Here is a 21,178-nt window from a genome sequence, read left to right as displayed (position 1 = left end):
TTACTTTGTAATCCGCTATCTGACGGATCGGTTTGTTTTGATTATTTATAAATTATATCATCCATTTCGATTCCTAATCCACCACTGTGATATTGGATGTAAAGGCATTTGCTACAATATCTGACTGAAGCATGTCTCTTCCCCCAACCTTTACGTTTTTGAAACTGACATTTTTGATCATATGCGCGGCATCATAACCCTCAAATATTGCTGCGGTAGCACTACTCGTACAGTCAATAAATCGGATATCGGAAATAGTTCCAGGTCTGTATACAGGGTTTGAATTTGCATTTTGCTTGATATACATAAGGACAAACCGCGTATTGCCTGCTGTTTCATCTCGAATACCTTCAAACGTAATATTCTTTACATCGGCCCAATCCGAGTGCGGTATGGCTACAGAATGACCACCCCAGGTCATTTGGGCAATATCTATGTCTTTAAAAGTAAGCTGTTCGACACTGCTGGTTTCTAAAGACGACCCAATACGAATACCTACCCCCACTTGATTTTTCCAGATCATACAATCGTGCGCACTGCAATTTAATAGGGGTGTTTCCCCATCTGCAGCAGCATTTGTCGCATGCCAACCAAAACCATCATCTCCCGATCCGATAAAGCAGTGGGAAAAATGTACATCCTGACAGCCCGAACCTAGATCTAAACCATCATTATTCTGTCCAAAACTTAATAGATTAAGATGTGATACCTCTACATCTGAAGAGTTGACCATATCCACTTGCCAGCCTAAAGCAGCATGTCGAACGCCAAATCCGCGAAGTTCAATATTTTGGCTGCGATAGACTTTGACGAAATTACCCGCTACAGGAGCAGTGCGGTCATCGATATATCCCCGACCGATTAGTTTGACATTGGAGACATTTTCAATCAGCACTTTTCCTTTTAATATAGCCCCTTCTTCTAGATAATAAGTTGTATTCGATGCAAGTTTGAAGACCCCATTTACGCCTTCGTGCACCCCTTTTGCAAACACAACAGCTCCAGGCTTGTAAGCGCTGTAGTCAGGAGCACCAAATAGGAATAGAGGAGCTCTTCCGGGGATTGCTAAGGCATAATTATAATATTCTGGAACGGTAAATGTCAGTTCGTTCCCATTTTTCACTACCGGTATATCCAATCGCTTAGGCGACAGCGTAAAGTTGGAGAAGGTCGTATTGCAAATAATCTTAACCTGAGCACCAGGGGTATAGTTGAATAACGCCGTATGGACGTCTGTCTGTCCACCGTTTTGGGCAAGATCATAGCAGGTTTCCTGCCATACATCCAAGGTATCATTATTGACGATGACTTGATAAGCCAAACTCTTCACCATTGATGAATCCAATTGGCCGACCGTCGATGCCATGCGTGCAAGATTGTTTGCCGTTAGCTCTTCCGCAATGGGCAGATCCTGTCCGAAGCGGTTGCACCCCAATACTGTAGATACGGCCCCTAGGCATATCAGTAGTACCCAATAACTTTTTAAATAATTTATACGTCTGTTCATGTTGTTAGTTGTTTTTAAAGATTAATGATAGGTGATCCTTACGATTTTGAGTCCAGTCTCGGGCAATGTGATTTCCCAATCTTCGGCACTATCCATGCGTACTTCCTCGGCACCCCTCGAGTTGAGGACATGCGCCTGTTTTCCGATCAACCCAAATATCTCACGGGATTGGTTTTCAGCTACAGAAAGTCGAAAGGATTGTGGAGTTACACTATTATTCAACAAGATGATATAGAGCTCCTTATTATCGCTATCTGTAGCCAAGATATAATCTACATTTGCGTTACCCAGAACTACAAGTCCTTTTTTCATTTTCAAATCCACGGATCTTCCAAATATGCTGCCCTTTTCAAAGCCATAGCTACGATGAGGGCCCACTTTAGGGGTGATAAACCCACTGGGGAAAGTAATTTGTCCATTCGATCGAAGTGTTGCCTCAGCTATTAGATAGTCTGTAATCCACCCCAGCTGCCACCACGCATGGTGCGGAAATGGACCTGCCCCTTTATTCATGGCATCCCAATAGTAAGATGCTACTCCTGTAGAGGCGTCCACAAATGCGTCCCGTCCCCACGCCGCCGCTCTTGCCATATTCAGAAATAAGCTATCATTTGTCTGCGCATAAAGCCTAACGAATAGACCTGCGTGGCTTGACAGCAGAATAGGGCCATGATGATTGGCAGACCCCATGATACCACCATGCTCAAAACTTAACCCCACTTGGCTGATTTCCCAGTCCTCTCGCGTCACACCGTTTACCTGTTTAGTCGTACGGGATGGCATGGGATGCGTATAGATAGCTGTTGTATAGTACTTGGCCACTTGTAGCGCCGCATTTTGATACTGTTCATCATTTGTCAGCTTATACATATCTATCAGGGCTTGCACGGACTGTATTGTTGCAAAATCCGGGGCGAATCGGGTGTCTCCACAAACACCGAGAAACCATCCTTTTTTAGCAGCATTTTCCACAAACCATTTTGCTCCTTTGATGGCCCCTTCTTTATATTTTTCATCTTTCAGCAACTGATGAGCAACCAGTAGGCCGTAAAATGTTGGACGGAGATCTGCTAAATCCTCGAACATCGGAGTGTTTGACTGGTTGTCATAGGCGACCTCCCAGTGTCCATCCGGATGCATTTTTGATAACAACCAATCTGCTGCTTTTCGCAGCTCTTGCTTAAGAGCTGTCCGATCTGGTTCAAAAAGTAATATATTACCAATATCCATTAACATATAGTATGTCGTACCGATAGGTTCACTGTATGGGCCCCATTCTTCAGCAAATCGCTTACTGCGATGCAGGTAGTACTGGCCTGCTGCCGACCCGTAAAAAAATCCTTGTTCGCTATGCTGCTGTTTCAGCTTAAAGTTTAAAGCCGCAGGAAGTCGCTGTTCCTTCAACTTCGTGTCTCCAGTCAATCTGGCCAGCATCCACATCGCTCCATAATCTGAGTTTTTCATCGCGTCTTTTTCGGAACCATAGACCCCTCCCAGATAATCCTGAGCTCCGATCACCTCCCCCTCGTAACGTTCCGTTCGCCACTTAGATGTACTGTCAGCAATGACATAATCATACATAGCGTAGAGACGATCCGTCAAAGACCGCTTTGCTTTCTTCATCTTTAAAAAATCGTCAAATTGATACACGTCTTTTATCACGTGTCCTAGGACGTCATACCATCCTGCTTTTTGGATGGTATACCGAAAAGAAAATGTTACCTGCTCACCTTCCTTTAGGTAAGATCCGGTCGATCCCAATACAGGATGATATAGGGTGGGTGTCAGTTCACTGTTTCGATTCATCAGAGACAATCCGAGTCTCCAGTCTGCATGGGTCTTGACATTCTCCGGCCATGGATCCCTCGCCGTTCCCGGTTCGGCCACAGTGGCTAAGGTTATTCCCGCCTGCGTTGTCAATAAGGAGGTTAATGTAGACGCTGTTCGTTCCCGCACGACCACCGGCCGATCAGGTATACCATGACCATATGCATACGCCCTTACAAAGTCAGGATTGAGTTGCGCTCCTTGAAATAATCCCGGAATCACAGCCCATTGAAATTGTTTTTGATCTGCTGTAGCCAAAGATGGGGTTGATAACGAATAATAACCGCTTTCCTTGGCAACCAAAGTCATACGCACACGGATGTCATGGGCATAATTGGAATCCAAACTCCATTCTTCCGACATTTCAAATTTTTCACTACCATATTGGAAAGTAAGCGCTGATTTCGAAATAGAGCTCACGGAAGTCGGTTGATAAGACCAGGCTTCGCCAGCAATATTTAAGCTGACAGCCGATAGACTCTGCGACCATACTGGTGTCACGTAGCGGTATTGGGAGTCTGGGAACTGAATCGTTTTCCCTTGTTTATCATAGATTGTAACTGCTGTGTCCAACGGCTTTTCTTTCGAGAACAACACCGTTCGTTGATGCGTAGCCATAGTTAAATAGTCCTTTCCCTCCCTTCCCTTTAAAGCGACAGATTGAAGGTTATAGCCAGTTTTTGCATGACGCCACACCAACTGTACGGCACTATTTTCCAAAGCAACTTCGGCATGACTTTGCCCAGATGCTTCTGAACAATACAGTAGCGGCAGTAAAATAAGACACTTTCCTGCGGTACGGCCCTGCTTACCTATTTTATTGAGTATGTGTATAATGATCATGGCTTGATTTCTACTGTTACTTCGGTATATCCTTCTTGACGCCCACTGTACCAATCCGATGAAGTTTCAAATACTGCTTTGTAGATCCCGGGGCTCTGGTACACATATCTGTATTCCTGCATAGTGGTACTGATATTTTTCAGTGCGATTCCTTTATCTGCTACAGATGCTTTCACTGTAAATCCTTTAGAAATGACCCAGTCATCGTTGTCGGTATCGGAGGCAACTCCCCCATACATCATTAGCTGTTTAGCAGAAATGTCCCACACCTTACTATCATTCAAGATGCTGACGGTTTCCCAGCCGGCACTGGACATCGTCGCTACATTTGTCGTCATCCCCTCCGGAGACACTTTGTCAGCATTAAAAGTACGGATGACCCATCTGTTCTGCTGTTTTTTTTGGAAGTCAGTATACCGAAATGCGACATAAAGTGACGCTGTATCGACGGTGCCGACATAAGGTTTCAGACTCACTGTTCCAGAAGCTGTGTTGTCTTTGCCTGTGGAGAATACAGCTTTGTCGGAAATATCCACCCAGGTTGCCTTAGCGATCTGTTCTTGATTATACACTCCACTAAAATCATTGGAGACCAACAATTGTAGATTCTGATAGATTACGCCCCACTGCACCAATGTTTTAAAATCAATCTGTAGGTCATTGTCTGCATATTGCCGATCCTTCAGTTCGTAGTTGTGACCATGTTCTCCTGAATAAAACACGACATTGTCCGGAGCCCCCTCAAATCGGAATACGACAGTATCTCCTACTCTATATTCCGATGCACTCGTCAGGACCTGAAGATCAGCGCTGGCGATATCCTCCTTCATGCAACTAGCTAGCAGTAAGGCCGTCATGATATAAATTGTCAATCTTTTCATTTCTTCTCTATTTAGATCCAGATTTACCAACCTGGATTTTGGACAATCTGTTTATTGATGGTAATTTCAGTGTTGGGGATCGGGAATAACACATTTCTTTCAGTTGCATTCAGACCTGCATTACCGCCATACCGATGTGCCGCAGGTGCGTTGGTCGAAATATCTCTTCCTAGTGTATTCATAGTTGGCACATAGATTCCCCAACGGATCAGATCATGTCTTCTAATACCCTCAAAGCAGAGCTCGCGCAAACGTTCATCTTGGATATATTGCAAAAATTCAATTTTATCCAATCCTGCGGGTACATCACTATCTTTGTTTACCATACTTGAAGGTGTACCAAAAGCTCTTCTGCGAACTTGGTTGACGGCTTCATAGGCTTCCACTGTAGGCGATCCATTAACTTCATTTGCGGCTTCGGCTTTCATCAGCAGCACATCACTGTAACGGATCATCGGAAAATTAGTCGAATTATAACTGCGTGCTTTGGTACCTATCTCATATTCCCGTCTCCATTTGCCGGGATTCCGCTCGTACACCTGCGCCGCAGTATGGTATCGCCGTGAGGTCGTTCCAGAAGCGACTACAAAACGATAAGGGCTGATACTCCAATCGCGTCTAATGGTATCCTTTTGACCAAATAGATCATACAACTTGGCTGTGATCCGCATTGCCCCGCCGGAATATCCAATACGTTCATCAGGACATTCTATTCCATTCTCAATACCGACCATCCCAGCCTGATCAATATTGCCTATCTTATTACCAAACATGCCCACTTCCCAAAGACATTCTTTAGCATCATTGATATCCTGTGAATGGTTGATAAATATTTGCTTATAATCAGGATTGAGCTCATGTTTTCCAGAAGCGATTACTTTATCAGCATAGTGGAGGGCATCTTGATAGCGGGATTGATCATTAAGTGGCTGACCAGCCATTTTTAGAAATACCCGAGCCAACATTGCTTGGACCGCTGTTTTGGAAACTCTTTCATTAGCGACTTCTCCACTTTCGTAGACCAGATTTTCAGCCTCTTCCATGTCTTTCACAATTTGTGCGTACAAAACTGCCAAAGTCGCTTGGGTAGGATATGCTTCATTTGGAGATTGGGTAGACGACAGTTTTAGAGGAACTTCACCAAAAAGATCAGTCAACACATAATAATAGTATCCACGCATAAAGAGTGCTTCACCTTTTATGGCATTTCTCCTGGTGATATCCATATCCACCCGATCTACATTTTCCAATAATAGATTTGACCTGTTTATTCCTTCGTACAACGTCTCCCATAATCTACCGATGTCCAGATCTGCTGCATTCATGACCATCACTCTGATATTGTTGATGGATATATTCTTAAAATAAGCTTCATCACTGAGGACAAAGTAGCTGAAGAGTCCTCGACTGTACATACGACCATACGTATCGATCAACCGATTATAAACGCCATGTAGACTATTCATCAATTCGTCTTCACTCTTGAAATAATTTTCAGTCGTCACAAAATCCGGTTCTTTGTCCAATAATTTGGAACATGAGCTGATTAGACAGACCATACATATGGATAAAATATAGATGCTTTTCATCATGATTGAGGGTTAGTTTAAAAATTAAGATCAAGTCCCAGTGTCACTGTACGAGGTCGTGGATAAGCAGACCAGTCAAACGACGGAGTCAATGCTCCGGGACGTGTATTCACTTCAGGATCGAGTCCAGAATAATTAGTCCAGGTGATCAGATTCTGAGCCGCCATGTATACTCGTATCGATGACATTCGTATTCTTTTGAGCTGCTTGGCATCGAAGGTATATCCCAAAGACACCGTCTTGAGGCGCAGATAAGACCCGTCTTCGATCGTTCTGGAAGAGTACACTGCGGGCCCCTGTCCACCAACCCGATAGAGATCATTGGTTTGATTTTCTGGGGTCCATCGGTCTGCAAAAGAGGCAAACATGTTTAAGAAACCACGAGCGACAGGATCTCCTCCCTCGAATTCAATACGATTGGCGTTGAGGATATCACCTCCGTAGCTCCATTGTAAAAAGACATTCAGGTCAAAATTCTTGTAAATGAAGTTATTATTGAATCCACCAATATGCTTTGGATTTGGATTGCCTATAATCGTCAGGTCGTAGTTGTCAACCTGCCCATCACCATTAATATCTTTAAACCGGATATCTCCAGGTTCAATATTTGCTCTAGGGACACCATTATTGGGCACTCCTGTCTTCAATATGTAACTGCCATTGGCCTCGTCAAAGTCTGCATACTGATATACTCCGTCAAACAGATAACCGTAAAACAAAGCAATTGGCTGTCCCGGTATAGCGATGTAAGGATATGCATTGTTAAAGTTGCCCCATGTAACACGGGTAGCAAGGCTTGGTTCCCCCTCATTCAGTTCGAGCACTTTATTTTTATTGAATGCGATATTAAAGCTCGAATTCCATGAAAAATTTGGAGTTTGTACATTTTTGGTTTCTAAAGTAAATTCGATCCCACTGTTGGATACTCGACCAATATTCTTGAACCCGGTCAGGAATCCCATACTAGGTGCCAAAGTCGCATTTAACAATAGATCACGAGTCTCCTTATGATAGTAATCTGTGGTTAGAGATACCCGATTCTTGAATAGGGAGACATCAAGTCCTACGTTGGTCTGTACGGTGGTTTCCCACTTCAGATTTGGATTTCCCAAGTTGGTCGGCACCATTCCTTGGCCAGCGCTATTACCAATGCTATAACCTGAGGCTGGGTTCATTTGCAATGCACTAAGTGACGCGTAATCAGATACCCGGTTATTGCCGGTCGAGCCTATACCTACCCGTATTTTAGCATCATTGATTACGGTCAATGACTTGAGGAAGTTTTCTTCCTTCAGCCGCCAGGCAAAAGATCCCGAAGGAAAATAAGCCCATCTATTTGCTTTAGGAAACTTTGATGATCCGTCACTTCTGAATGAAAGTGTCAACAAATACCGTGACCGGTAATTATAGTCAACACGTCCCAAATAGGATACCAGTCCATTGGCCTGATCTGTAATCGGGGCCGTTGTCACCTGTCCTTCATCCAGTCCTTTGATACCCAATGCCTCATTGGGTACCAGGATAGATGAAAAACCATTGGTGTAATTCCGAATATCCTGTAAGGTAAACCCTGCTACAGCACTTAAGCGATGTCCTCCTTTAAATTTCTTATCATAAGACAGTGTATTCTCATTTAACAGGTTTGTGATCTCGTTATTCCAGATCGAACCGTTTACTTTATTATTTGTATATGGATGTCCTCCTCTAGACCGAGAATTAAAAAATACTTCTCGTCTTTGATTTATCCGAGTATAACCACCAGTCGTTCTCCATGTTAAGGTCTTTGCCAGTTTATACTCCAGATAACCATTGGCAGTTAGATTAGTGCTGAACAATGGATTATACTCATTCTGCACAGCTAGATAAGGATTGATACGTAGATCTGTACCGGCACTGGGGTCCATATCTGGATCAAAGAGATCATCTATTAACGATGCATCAGCCAAATCACTTCCAGTGACCGGTCTAAATCCCCATATCCCATACATCAGGCTAGCCGTTGGACTTACCTGAGATTCGGACACAACTGTACCGTATCGTTTATAGGCTGTATAATTTAAGTTTATTCCCGCTTTAAATTTTGTGTTTATGGTCTGATCCAAGACTATCCGCCCCTGATACTTATTGAAGCCACTATTTAAAATAATCCCATCTTGATCCAGTGCCGATCCTGAGATTGCATATCGCGTAAGCTCACTGCCGCCACGCATGGCAAGTGTATGATTGTGTGTAACGGCATTGCGAAATATCTTATCTTGCCAATTGATTCCTTCCATATCTCTATAATCATCCAGCTTCTTCCCCTCCTTAAGATAAATACCTGTATAAAGCACAGGATTTTGTTCCAATTGATATTTTACAAATTCATAGGGATCGAGAACCTCTTGTTTTTTGATGACCTGATTAAGCCCTACCCAGCCACTGTAATTAATGACTGGTGCTCCCACTTTACCTTTTTTTGTTGTAATCAGCACCACACCATTGGCTCCCCTTGCTCCATATATAGCGGTGGCAGAGGCATCTTTCAACACTTCTAAGGATGCTATTTCTTCTGGATTGATCATATTCCCGACGGAAGTTTCCACAGGAAATCCATCAACTACATACAGTGGAGAATTATCCTGAGTGACTGAGTTGTTGCCTCGAATAACAATTTTAAGCTCCGCTCCCGGTTGCCCATCATTCGAGCTTACCTGTACTCCAGCTACCCGTCCAGCCAATGCTTCTTCAAAATTCGCTACTGGCGCTTTTCGCATATCCGTCAGATTAGCCTGACCCACAGCGCCGGTCAGGTCGCGTTTTGTTGTAGTACCGTAACCAATTATGACGACATCATCAAGCATTTGGGTATTTGACAATAATGTGATCACCATAGGCTTATCCAATACCGCAGCCTGTTCTACAACTACATGTCCGATCATTGAAAACAGCAGGAGCTCATCTTTGAAAATTGGAGATATTAAAAAATTACCCATAGAATCTGTCGAGGTATTGACGGATTTATTTTGATTAGAAACAGTAACCCCGATTAAAGGAATGCCCTTTACGTCTACTACTCTTCCCTTCGCAGACCTAGACTGCTGGCCAAAGGAGGAGAAAGAAATGAAAAGAATTCCTAAAAACAGCCAAGCTGTCCTTAGATGAAATAGAGTCATAATATATTTATAATTAGTTATCTTCCCTAAACTAGTCTGGTCTAGACTGGTTTGCTTTTATAAAATTATAAATTATATTTGCTTTCGCAAAAAAAATGATAAAAAAAGAATTCTATTTTCAGAACTAGTTTTTATATACACGGAAATCGTTAAAAAAACTCATCCTATGATATGATCTGAACTTGCATATGAAAACAAGTTTATCTAAGTTTGACTGTTATTATTATATATGACTTTCACGCACATGTCCACGACAAACGAAATAGGTAATGGATCACGTATGAAGTATCTACAGTTGGTAGATCACATCTATGCGTTGATCGAAAAGAATGACCTTCATATCGGAGATCGTATTCCTTCTTTAAAACAATTACAGGATCAACTCAGCATGAGTAAGGAGACTGTGCTGAAAGGGCTTAATTATTTGCTTGAAAAAGGTGTAATCGAATCGGTATACCGCAAAGGGTATTATGTAAAGAAAATACAGGTACAACATTCTTATCGTATCCTGCTTCTTCTCGATAAAATGAATCCTATGCGTGAACAGATTTATCAATCTTTGCTTGCTGAAACGAAAGGTATTGCGGATATTGATGTTTACTTTCACCACCATAACTTTAATGTTTTCAAAAATATTATCACTGAAAACATTAATAATTATACACATTTTGTTATTGTCACATTTCTAAAAGAAGATCCCTCTTCAATAATAAATCTTGTTCCACCTAGCAAACGGATTATTATTGATTACAATCAATTGGAGCTTTCTGGTCTTTATGCCTGTATTTACCAAGACTACGAATACGATATCTACAATAGTCTTAGTCTTCTACAGGATAATATTAAAAAATATAAGAATCTTGTACTTATTGCACACCCCGAAGCTTTACATGCGAAGCACGTAATCAAAGGCTTTATTAGTTACTGCGAGGAGTTCAACGTTAAATATAATATCCAGTCGGAAGTAGATGAAAACAAATTTGAAAAGCATACTGCCTTTATTACTTTTAGTCGATACGATTCTGACGATGTATCACTGATCAAATTAGCTAAAAAGCATGGATTTACATTAGGTTACGATATTGGTCTTATTTCTTACAATGATACAGATGTTAAAGAGATTCTCGAGGGAGGAATTACCGTAATCTCTACTGATTTTCAGGCAATGGGAAAAACTACTGCTGAAGTTATACTTCAAAAGAAAATTGTAAATTTTCGCAACCCTACTCAAGTTATTATCCGAAATTCACTATAATTAATTTTTGGTACAGTTAGCATTTAAAGATCGGATAAGCTGTGCTTTTTTGTAAATGCCACTTTATTCTTGGTAGGGTCAGCTCGCAATTAAGTGCCTGTTTATAAAACGGTTATATTTTCAGAAACATTAAAAATCAATTAAATACTTTTGAATATCTCGTTTTTTCATTTTAATTATAGCTAGTTGAATAGAAAGCTTTACCAGCTTATACAAAATATTATCAATCCTTGAGAAGCCTTTATTGTTTCATAACTTCAAGTGTAATCTTAGCAATTTCCCGAACCAACTCTGTAGGTGAGTGACAATCGCAGTTGCTCAATCCAACAATATAAATATCTCTACTGGGAATGTAAACGGCCATAGATTTAAATCCAAAAATACTGCCTCCATGTTCTCTTGTAGGTATACCATTAATTTCTTTAATATGCCAGCCAAATCCATACGAACTGACTTCACCGTTGTTTAATTTATATGATTTAAATGCTTGACTAAGACTTAATGAATCCAATACCTGATTATCATTTAGTGCATTTTGCCATTTTAATAAATCTTCTAATGTTGACATCAAAGAGCCTGAAGAAAATGGGACACTAAAATTGATCCATGTTTTATTAACAAAACCATCTGCTTTTTGATGATATCCATATGCCCTAGATTTTATAATTTTTCGATCTGAAGCATAATAGGAATTATTCATTCCAATTTTTTGAAAAATATTCTTATGTATAAAATCCTCATAAGTAATGCCCGACACTAATTCTATTATATATCCAAGTACAATATAGCCTGAATTATTATACTCAAATTTTTCTCCGGCTTCAAAATTAACAGGCTCATCTTTAAAAAAGTTAACCATCATTTCAGGGGTCATCTGTTTTTGAGCAATATCTGATATAGATTTCATTTTAGTGAAATCTTGAATTCCCGACGTATGTGTTAACAAATGTTTTATCGTAATTTTATGACCAGATGGATAATTAGGAATGAACTTAGAGATTGGATCATTTACAGTTAATTTTCCTTGTTTTTCAAGCATTAATATAGCAACAGCGGTAAACTGTTTGGTCATGGAACCTATTTGAAACACATGGTTGATAGTCATATCAACATCTAATTCCAAATTGGCTTTCCCGAAAGATTTTTTATAAAGCACTTTTCCATTTTTAGCAACTAAAAAAGCTCCACCTGGTTCGTTTTCCTGCATAAATTCTGTTTTAATAATGCTATCAATTTTTTCTTTAAAATCTTGAGCTGACAAAATGCCAAAAACAGAAATTAAAATTAGTATTAAAAATAATCTTCTCATCAGTTAGGTTTTTCATTAAGAATTACAACAGTTATCTAAAAATGTACAGCAATAAAACTAAGATAATATTACACGATATCACATCCAAAAGAGGTGAATATCATATTATTATCGGTAAATCACTCTAAGAAGTCGGTTAATCATAATTAATTTAACAGGTTTATTGTATTTGTTATAAATTTTAAATCATTACTTACTGAGAATTTCTTTTATTAGCACAAAAAAAAACCGCTTGGTCATCCAAGCGGTTCTGTATACAAAAAAAAGTTCTATTTCAGTTTTTCAATCTTATTACGTAGAGATCTTCGGGGCTCTTCACGGGAAATTTATAATGCAACATTAATCTCTTCCTTCGCGATTCTTGTTGCGAGCATTTTGCACTCCAATGAAATTCTAAACTAATTTTTTCGCTTAGGCTAGCGTATTGATATAATCACGTTTACAATTTATGTAGGCATGTCTTCACAAGTCAATATTGCCCAACCTCTTATACCTCCCATAACATAATTACCTGAAATCCTATGCTAATATAAACGATACAGTAAACTTACATGTAGTATTTCATTTTCAGGATAAAGCATGTTACTGAAGCAACGATATTGAACGTAAACAAAATAACATTTGCATTATATTAAAAATTTCACCTCCGAAGATCTATCTAAAGCACTTTATAATTTTATACTGGCTTTGCCATCCACACACACTACATTTTTGGAAGAGTTGGGATTAACTGACTGACAGCCCATTCCTTGAGTCAACCATAACTTAGCGGCATTTAAAGAGCTGTATTGCTGTTCCATTTCTGCAAAAGTTCTAAAGTTAGGTGTATCTGTGATCGCTATAGGTATAAATTCACAGTCTTTTCGTAAAGTGATTACCCCCCATTTACTTGGATCAGTACAAGGTGTATCTTTGAAGAAATCCCTTACCTTGGGAAATAGCACTTCCAATCTTTGGTTAATCTCTACTAGCTCAAGATCTGTAGCCAATAATACAATCATCTTACCATCCATGCAACGGACACCAAAGTGTGGAGGTAGTTCAACTAGTGAAGTATTATAATATTACAAACAATCGCACCGCTTTTACCTGGCTTGTACGCTTTATTGGCCTGTTCAAAAAGTTTTCTGTATTCTTTAATCAATTTACTATACTCTTTTTCAAAACTTGGATGCACCGCTACATAACGGTAAGAAAAGGTATCTATACGCCATTCTTCTATCGGTTTGCAAGATTGATTTTCGGCAAGCTTAATCGCTTCCTGTAATTTTATGTCCGCAAGCTGAGTTAGCTCTTCATATTTATTGTCTTTTTTGCAGGCATAAAATAGAATTACAACAGTCAACAGGCCGCATATTAATAGGTAAGTTTTATTCATAATTTAAATTATTTAGTGTTTATATTAAATATAACGCTTATAAGTTATAAATCGCGACAATAACAAAACCTCTATTTAAGAAGAAAAAGATATCGTCCAAAACTTTAGAAATGGAATAAAGTAAAGCCACATCTCGACGTGACTTTAACGAAACATGTGCATTCTAACTTAACTCATTTGTACTAGTTGATGGATTGAGTTACTTTCCAATTGCCTTCATCTATTGGTTGGCTCCTGCCATTGTGAAGTTTATACTTAAATAAAGAGTCTGATGGGCAAATGAACTTTTATCATTATCCTTTGTACCATGATGTCAATATTCGAAGAAATATCGTTAATATAGATCTTTATCCGAAAATTTAACATCCTGTATTTTGGGTAAAGGTCGTACTAAAACTCTTTTTTTTCGGACTGCAAGTGGTCTAGTTGAACCTAATTTTTCATCGGATTCAGTTCTAGTACCTGTAATCAAGTCAAATTTTGTTTCTGTGAATATTGTATTTTCATCAATATAACATTGGGGCGCGTCATATGTAAGCTTATCGACATAAATCAATTCAAAATTTCCTCTTTTATATTTGAAATGATAGGTAATATTTCCGCCTTTAATTTCGCTCCACATTTTTAAAATCCCTTCTTCAATAAAGAAATTAGGAATTTGATAACCATTAAACTCACCTTGTTTTTCAGCAGGATACTGCGGTTCAATGATCTTATCTGAGGATACTGTCAAAGTTAGCTTTCCATTAGGTTGAGAGAGGAAAATTTGCAATCTTAATGGTCTTGTTTCATCTACAGTATCCATTTTCACAGTTACTCTGTCCATTTTGCCATCATGATTTAAGTCCCCTTTTTCTTCTCTAACCTCGTAAGTATACTTGTTTTTATTTTTCATACTTTGGGAGAATAGATGCATTGGGACTGAAATTAAAATGAAAATAATATAGCGGTAAAAATATTTATTAATGTTATTCATTTTATTTGTTTAGTGAAGTGATAAGTAATAAGACTCCTATAATTAAATATTTTTTTGATTATTTTTTTATGTACTTAGCGTTGTTTCTGCATTATTAATCAAAAACTGAAATCTTCCTAATTATGCTAAAAAGGCATTGTTACAACTCGGGCTTTATAGATCCCTTTTTCAATCTTAAACAATACAGCATATCCTCCTGCACCATCACCATTGACAGAAGTAATGTATAAAGTATCATTTGGATTGTCATAGTAACATGCTGCAAACTCACTGTTTACATTAAACAGATTCTCGATCTCCTTTTCTGGGATTTGGATAGTTCTACCTTTTATCGTGGCTTTTATGGATGTATAATGACTTATAGGAATCGTACCATCAGTTCCCCATACCTGCTGTCCTTTGAATATGTCTTCAACGGTATAATCCTCATATTTTGTCGATGAAAAGTATCTTTTATTTTTTTTGTAATCAAATTTTTCGGATCTAATTTCGACAGTCACATTTTTCGATATAAATTTTGCAATGCTATCATTAAAGGATTTAATTGGGATCTTTTCATAGGATTCAATTAGTTTAATTCTAGAATGGTGTACATATCCAGTAATATTCTCATTTTGACGATCGGTATAATCAACAATGACCCAATCCCGAAGTTTTTCATCGGGAAATGCATAGACAATCTCCTCAGTGTTAATTTTTGAAACAATTTTGCTAGTAACTGTGGGTTGTTTCCTCACATTTACATAACCATCTTTATCGATAATTTCTGCAAATTGCGCGTACGTAAAATGAGTTATCGTGAGGAGAAGTAATGCAAGCAGATGTTTTTTATTCATTTAAAATAAAGTTACAAACTATAATATTTTGACAAAGCTACGAAATAGGACTTGAGCTTTTCGCTAAGATTTATCTTGCCCCATTCAGATCAATTTCTGCCATCGTCTATAAGATTTCTAAAATATCAACTTAACCATAGTAACTACTAAAATATGAATTAGGTTAGAGAACAGCAATCTTCAGACTTCGTTTTTGGTTAATATTGCTATTCAGGTTTCGGATACTTGTTAATTCGTCTAATTGTCTTGTACTCTTATCCATGTCCCTTCTTATCATTTCTTTATATTAGGTCATTGTTGATTTCCTTTAATATTACATCATTGATTTTTTATTTTTGATTGCCAATAAAATAGACACCACAGCTAAATCTAATTGATTTTAGACAGGTTATAAGTTGAGCGAGAGAGAAAGTGACCTAAACTACACTATATTCAGGGATGTTTTTGTCAACAAGATATGCGTAGGTTTGATAGATGGCATTCTCTACAGCATACAAAAAATTGTTCGGTCTTATACTTTTTTCCTTTATTGATAATCTGAGCACACAGGCACAATCGCGGTTTCCTACTTTCGAAGTGAACGAAGCTGTTACCGTTACTGTCGATGAAACTGAAAAAGGTATTGTCGCAAAGCTGAATAATAATAATAATAATAATAATAAAACTGTGTTACTCAAAAAATGGAAACGTACGCTGTCTTTTATTGAAACCTACGATGTCAATAATGACGGGTATATGGATCTAGTTCTCAATTCGGATGAACATCAGTCAAATGATGCCCTTATATTTTTATTTGAGCCTAAATCTTCATCTTATAGGGAACTCAACTATCCGAACCATGAATTCAGTAAACTTATCATCACTAAGCAAGAGCCTGGCATGATCATCAGCTATAGCAATGCGCAAGAATGGATAAAATTCGGTTTTAATAAGCAATGTGAACTGTATAGTGCTGGCGATTCACAGGTATTGCATGACTATGAACTTGCAATTCACCAATATCAAATCCGTATGTATAATGTGGATGGGAGTATAAAAAGTGTAAAACTAGAAAATTTTGAAGATAAAAATATACCTATAATTGAAGTAAAGGTACCCAGGCTTCGATTATACAATGAGCCGGGATATCAAGCTGTTTCTAATAGCTTTGTCGAAAAAGGAGCTTTTCTTGAGATCACCGCTTTTGAAGGAAAGGAGTGGCTAAAAATAAAATATAAATCTGCTTCTGAAACACTAGAACAATGGGTCAATGTGTCAGAGTTAAAGATGGACATCAGCAAACTTCACTATAAGGAGAATAACAATGGCCTAAACCTGGTAATGATAGATCCTCAGAGTGGAGATGATCGCTTTTATTTCTGTATTGCACTGAACAATTATTCCAACAAAATATTCGAATCATATAACGGAAAAATTTACATTCTTTTGGAAAATGAGAATGGTAACAAATTCCTCTACCCTCTTTACAATACAGGATATTTAAAACTACCACCACAAAACCCAAAGGATATACAAGCCAATAAAGCGGATGAAAAGTGGTTTAAACCCGGAGCTGTGCTTGATGACAATATGGTACAATGGGATGTTGAAAAAAAACAGTTCGTTATTTTTCATGATAAAAGTGAGAACGAAGATGTGGATGAGTACCCTTATGTACCTTTCTTTCCTGACGGTTTGTCTGCTGGAATATATAAAATATCAGCGGTTTTTATGGATCGTGAATCTCACCTAAAACCATTGGTATCCAACATGCAGCAACTGAAATTACCTTTAAAAAAGTTTTAATAAAAAGTTTCCAATGGTAAATGGATGGTCCACTCTCCTTTGATGACATTGGATTGAGAGTTTATGATTTCTACGGCTAAACCTCAACGGTACAGTTTTTCCCTATGCCAGTAAAGGAAGGGTATAAATGGAAGTTTCTTAAAGAGAAAGCAAGTATGCTGCCGATTGAAGAAGATCGTTTAAGCTAGTAAAGCGTAAGGGGTAATAAATAAAATAGCCGGTGATCTCCATCACCGACTATTTTATTTATTCTTATGTCCACCTATTTTTTGGCGTAATCTTTTTCAAATTTATCTGAAGCGACATTGACACCATTTGCCATATCTTCAAATGCCTTATTAATATTGTCCAGTAATCCTTGTTCTACCACCGGATCTTGGGTAGTACTCTTTCTAATGTTAATCAGTTTTGGGTAATCTTCTGAAACAATTTTACCATAACCTTTCAACCCTTTTAGAATGGCTTGCTGCAATTGGTCATCACCGTTGAAATCGCCAATTTTTTCAACCTTTTTAATGTCTTCTTTTACAGCTTGGTCCCATTTTAGGGCTACTTTTCCTGCTTCATCATATTTTTTTGACTGCATTGCGCTGTTCATTTCGCTAATATGTACCTCTTCACTGTTGATAATCGTCATCAGTTCATTGTTATAGGCAACTGCATCTTTCTTTTGGCCACAGCTTAAAAGTGTGCAGAACATAATTAAAGCAGCACTTCCTGAAATCACTTTTTTCATCTCTTTTTATTTTTTGTGTTGATAATTTGTTAAAACCTCTTCTGAAGGATAAACAAATTTAAAGGATGAAAAAATTTCAGCAAATCCCTGAATGTAGTGGTTTTTTGACCATTAGTCACGAAGAATACCATATTCAAGTGCAAGTTTGATGACAGATGCAATGCTTTTAACCTCAAATTTTTCGATGAGATTCTTTCTATGACTTTCAACTGTATGATGACTGATAAATAAAGTTTCGGCGATTTGAACGGTAGTTGATCCCTTGATTGCTTCCATTAATATTTCCTTCTCTCTGCGCGTGAGCTTAGGTACATTTTGAAGACCAATATTATCTTTCTTACTCATTTTTAACTTAGTCTTCGCGCACAAAAAAAGTTCTCCCTGACACACGCTCCGAATACCTGCTATAATCTCCGGTCCTAAAGCATTCTTTTGGATATATCCGTCCGCACCTTGTGTGATCATACTATTAATGACAGCGTATTCATTATGAACACTGATAGCAACAATCTTCATGTGTGGACACCGTTTCTTAAATAAGGCGACTAACTCTATACTATTCGTATCAGGAAGATTAATATCAAGCAATAATATATCAGGATTAATCCGTTTAATCCGTTCTAGTGTTGATTTACCATCTGTAAAGCAATCCAAAATTTTAAAATCGGGTTCTGCCTCTAGAATATTTTTTAAACCTTCCAGCATCATCGGATGATCATCAGTAATTACTATATTAACCATAATAAGGATTATTATTTATCGGAAACTCTATTTCTATACTTGTACCTTTTCCGGTACGGGAATAAATATGCATCTTCCCGCTTAAAAATTCGAGGCGAGACTGTACATTGTGAATTCCGGCTGATTTTTTTCCATCTGCACGATGCGGATCAAAGCCCTTTCCATTATCTTCCACAGTGATCAGGATATGATCATTGTGTTGCGACAGTTGCACTATAATCTGTGAAGCCTGAGCATGTTTCACCGCATTATTTACCAGCTCCTGGATTATTCTGTAGACGACTATTTGTTTATCTTTTGAAAGGTCGGCTTCCAACTTTACAAATTGACTGGAAATCTCAAGCTCATCGTTACTCATGCGTTCAGCATATTCTTTAAGAGCTTCCTCCAAGCCATATTTATCCAATAGTTCAGGCATAAGGTTATGTGCAATGCGGCGCAACTCGACTACAGCAACATCGAGCTGATCTAAAGATTTATTCAGTGTATTTCTACTGGAATCATTCTCATTCAATAGCGTAAGACCGGATAAAGTGATTTTTGTCCCGGACAAAATACCGCCTAATCCATCATGAAGATCTCTGGCAATACGTGAACGTTCGGTTTCCTGCCCCTCTAACATGGAGACCAAAACCTGTAGGCTTTCTTTCTGTTTTAATGTTTTGAGATGCTGGCGATAAGCATAATAGATCAACATGGCAGCTATGATAAATGTCAGGATAAGGAAAAAATAGACTGAATTTATTTTTGATTTGTATGCAAGTTCTTTTTGAGAAGTTTTAAGTTGTGCTGCCCGCTGCTGTATCTCAACACGTGAAAGTTTAAGTTCTTTACCTCTGTTATCTGCCTCTAGCTGGATAACTTCTATATGCTGACGCTGAATTTCTTCATTTAATTTTAAGTTTTCCAAATCCTGCAGCTGCGCCTTATTATGCGCATGCATCAACGAGATTTGTTGTTTTCTCTTTTCGGCTTCAAATCGCAGTCTTATCAACTGTTGTTGCTGTCTCTCTTTTTCAAACTGCGCTTCTAATCTGCGCCCCTGTTCCATTTTATTTGCATTGAAAACCTCTTCGTAGAGCTTAACATATTGTTTATAGTAATGATAGGCTTCATGATACTGACCTTCTGTCTCATATACCTCTGCGAGCTTTTGATATAAGCTAAGGGCAATCGTATTTTCTATTACAGTATCTTTCATGAGCGTGGCTAATGAAGCAAGGAGGTATTTTTTTGCGGTTTCTGTATCACCTTCTTTCATGCTATATTCTGCCATTATTCCATAAGCCGAAGCTACCTGAGCATATTGTTCTGTTTTTTGTCCAACTTCTAGTCCCTGTTGCGCATACTGGAGCGATTTTGTTTTATAGGACGCCGGATAATACTGTAAATACAGATTGGCTAGGTTAATTGCTGCAAAAGATAAGTCAGAGGGCACAGCCATTGTTGAGCTGTTCTTTTCATAGAATTTAATAGCTTGGAGGTAATAACTTTCAGACTGATTACGAAGATGCTCATTTTCGGGCTGATTGATGTACTGCTCCTGATAATTATATCCCATAGACATGTAAGCGTCAAAAATATCCATGGGTCTATTTCTTAATTTAGCGACTTCCAGAGTAAGTTTAGCGTATTTTTCCTGTAAGTCATATGTTTTCCAGTTTGAATAGATCGATGATAGCTCCTTATAAATTGCAGTTTTTCTAGATATAACGATATCTGTCTGAGGGGCTTGATCGTAAAACACTAAAGCGTTCTGGAAGCATCGGATCGCCTGTTGCTCCTGATTATTCCTCGCATGCATCCAACCCTCACAATACGACACATATCCTTTAATGCTCAGCTCTTTGGTTTTTTTTGCAAATATTTTAGCCTGCGCGAGATATCTGTTAGCGGATGTATTATCTTCTAGTATCTTGCTGTTCATTGCGGCAATACCACACAGCTGTGCAGCGTATTGTCCGTCAAGCTTTTTAGATGCTCTAGCTATATTTTTTTGCAGCAACTCCATCGCTTCCTTTTGCTGACCATTAAAAAAAAGTGCATGCGCATATTTGCCCGCCAACAGTAGCTGTTGCTCACTGCCTTCAGCGACCTGATGATATTCACTTGCAGCGGTTTCAACAGCACTCTGAGCACTAATCTTCCCGAAGAAAAACATCACTAAAATTAATACTAAATACTTCTTCACTGTACAGATTTTCATGTTTGCTTTTGAAAGCAAGATTTAGGACAGGAACAACATCTTTTTATAATCATATTTTCTTTAACAATTTATAATTAAACCAAAATATGAAAAGACTGTTGAAATGCACGTAAAAAGACAAAATAGTTAAACAATAATAAGATATTCCATTCGA

General features: G+C 38.3%; 15 protein-coding genes. 2 read left to right on the top strand and 13 right to left on the bottom strand.

Going from position 1 to position 21,178, the window contains the following annotated elements; translation table 11 throughout:
- Positions 1-73: 73 nt before the first annotated feature.
- The 5 genes from M2265_RS26500 to M2265_RS26480 are packed head-to-tail and all read right to left on the bottom strand — an operon-like array spanning position 74 to position 9,802.
- Positions 74-1,507 (bottom strand): hypothetical protein, encoded by a 1,434-nt coding sequence (locus M2265_RS26500; RefSeq protein WP_132773647.1) that lies wholly within the window; start codon positions 1,505-1,507, stop codon positions 74-76.
- Positions 1,508-1,528: 21 nt separating this feature from the next.
- A complete protein-coding gene (locus M2265_RS26495) occupies positions 1,529-4,177 on the bottom strand; it encodes a glycerophosphoryl diester phosphodiesterase (protein ID WP_132773645.1) in 2,649 nt (882 codons plus the stop codon).
- Entirely contained in the window at positions 4,174-5,058 is an 885-nt protein-coding gene (locus M2265_RS26490; protein ID WP_132773643.1) for a DUF5017 domain-containing protein, read from the bottom strand. Before M2265_RS26490 ends, M2265_RS26495 begins: the two co-directional genes overlap by 4 nt.
- A gap of 23 nt (positions 5,059-5,081) precedes the next feature.
- Entirely contained in the window at positions 5,082-6,650 is a 1,569-nt protein-coding gene (locus tag M2265_RS26485) for a RagB/SusD family nutrient uptake outer membrane protein (protein ID WP_132773641.1), read from the bottom strand.
- Positions 6,651-6,664: 14 nt separating this feature from the next.
- Positions 6,665-9,802 (bottom strand): SusC/RagA family TonB-linked outer membrane protein, encoded by a 3,138-nt coding sequence (locus M2265_RS26480; RefSeq protein WP_132773639.1) that lies wholly within the window; start codon positions 9,800-9,802, stop codon positions 6,665-6,667.
- A 244-nt stretch (positions 9,803-10,046) separates the two neighbouring features.
- Here M2265_RS26480 and M2265_RS26475 point away from each other — a divergent pair, with 244 nt between their 5' ends.
- Entirely contained in the window at positions 10,047-11,057 is a 1,011-nt protein-coding gene (locus M2265_RS26475) for a GntR family transcriptional regulator (RefSeq protein WP_207902512.1), read from the top strand.
- 241 nt (positions 11,058-11,298) lie between these two features.
- On the opposite strand, the gene M2265_RS26470 is transcribed toward M2265_RS26475, so the two are convergent.
- The 5 genes from M2265_RS26470 to M2265_RS26450 all read right to left on the bottom strand — a co-directional run bounded on the left by M2265_RS26470 (position 11,299) and on the right by M2265_RS26450 (position 15,556).
- Entirely contained in the window at positions 11,299-12,366 is a 1,068-nt protein-coding gene (locus tag M2265_RS26470; protein ID WP_132773638.1) for a serine hydrolase domain-containing protein, read from the bottom strand.
- 668 nt (positions 12,367-13,034) lie between these two features.
- Positions 13,035-13,379, bottom strand: a complete 345-nt coding sequence (locus tag M2265_RS26465; protein WP_132773636.1) for a hypothetical protein — start codon at positions 13,377-13,379, stop codon at positions 13,035-13,037.
- A 32-nt stretch (positions 13,380-13,411) separates the two neighbouring features.
- A complete protein-coding gene (locus M2265_RS26460) occupies positions 13,412-13,744 on the bottom strand; it encodes a hypothetical protein (RefSeq protein WP_132773634.1) in 333 nt (110 codons plus the stop codon).
- A gap of 334 nt (positions 13,745-14,078) precedes the next feature.
- Complete coding sequence (locus tag M2265_RS26455; protein WP_132773632.1) at positions 14,079-14,639, bottom strand: hypothetical protein; 561 nt, start codon at positions 14,637-14,639, stop codon at positions 14,079-14,081.
- 206 nt (positions 14,640-14,845) lie between these two features.
- Positions 14,846-15,556 (bottom strand): hypothetical protein, encoded by a 711-nt coding sequence (locus M2265_RS26450; RefSeq protein WP_132773630.1) that lies wholly within the window; start codon positions 15,554-15,556, stop codon positions 14,846-14,848.
- 474 nt (positions 15,557-16,030) lie between these two features.
- Between M2265_RS26450 and M2265_RS26445 the strand changes: the two genes are divergently transcribed.
- Positions 16,031-17,341, top strand: a complete 1,311-nt coding sequence (locus M2265_RS26445) for a hypothetical protein (RefSeq protein ID WP_132773628.1) — start codon at positions 16,031-16,033, stop codon at positions 17,339-17,341.
- A 262-nt stretch (positions 17,342-17,603) separates the two neighbouring features.
- Here the strand turns inward: M2265_RS26445 and M2265_RS26440 are convergent, their stop codons facing one another.
- The 3 genes from M2265_RS26440 to M2265_RS26430 form a co-directional block, all read right to left on the bottom strand.
- Complete coding sequence (locus tag M2265_RS26440; protein WP_132773627.1) at positions 17,604-18,077, bottom strand: LIC11966 family surface protein; 474 nt, start codon at positions 18,075-18,077, stop codon at positions 17,604-17,606.
- Between the two features lie 111 nt (positions 18,078-18,188).
- Entirely contained in the window at positions 18,189-18,818 is a 630-nt protein-coding gene (locus M2265_RS26435) for a response regulator (RefSeq protein ID WP_132773625.1), read from the bottom strand.
- On the bottom strand, positions 18,811-21,024 hold the full coding sequence (locus M2265_RS26430; RefSeq protein ID WP_132773624.1) for a sensor histidine kinase: 2,214 nt from the start codon (positions 21,022-21,024) through the stop codon (positions 18,811-18,813). The genes M2265_RS26435 and M2265_RS26430 overlap by 8 nt, the downstream gene beginning before the upstream one ends.
- Positions 21,025-21,178 lie beyond the last annotated feature (154 nt).

This window comes from Sphingobacterium kitahiroshimense (genome assembly GCF_025961315.1).
Classification (GTDB): Bacteria; Bacteroidota; Bacteroidia; order Sphingobacteriales; family Sphingobacteriaceae; genus Sphingobacterium; species Sphingobacterium anhuiense.
The sequence above is the reverse complement of the archived record's forward strand: the minus strand, read 5'-3'. Positions and strand labels throughout refer to the sequence as shown.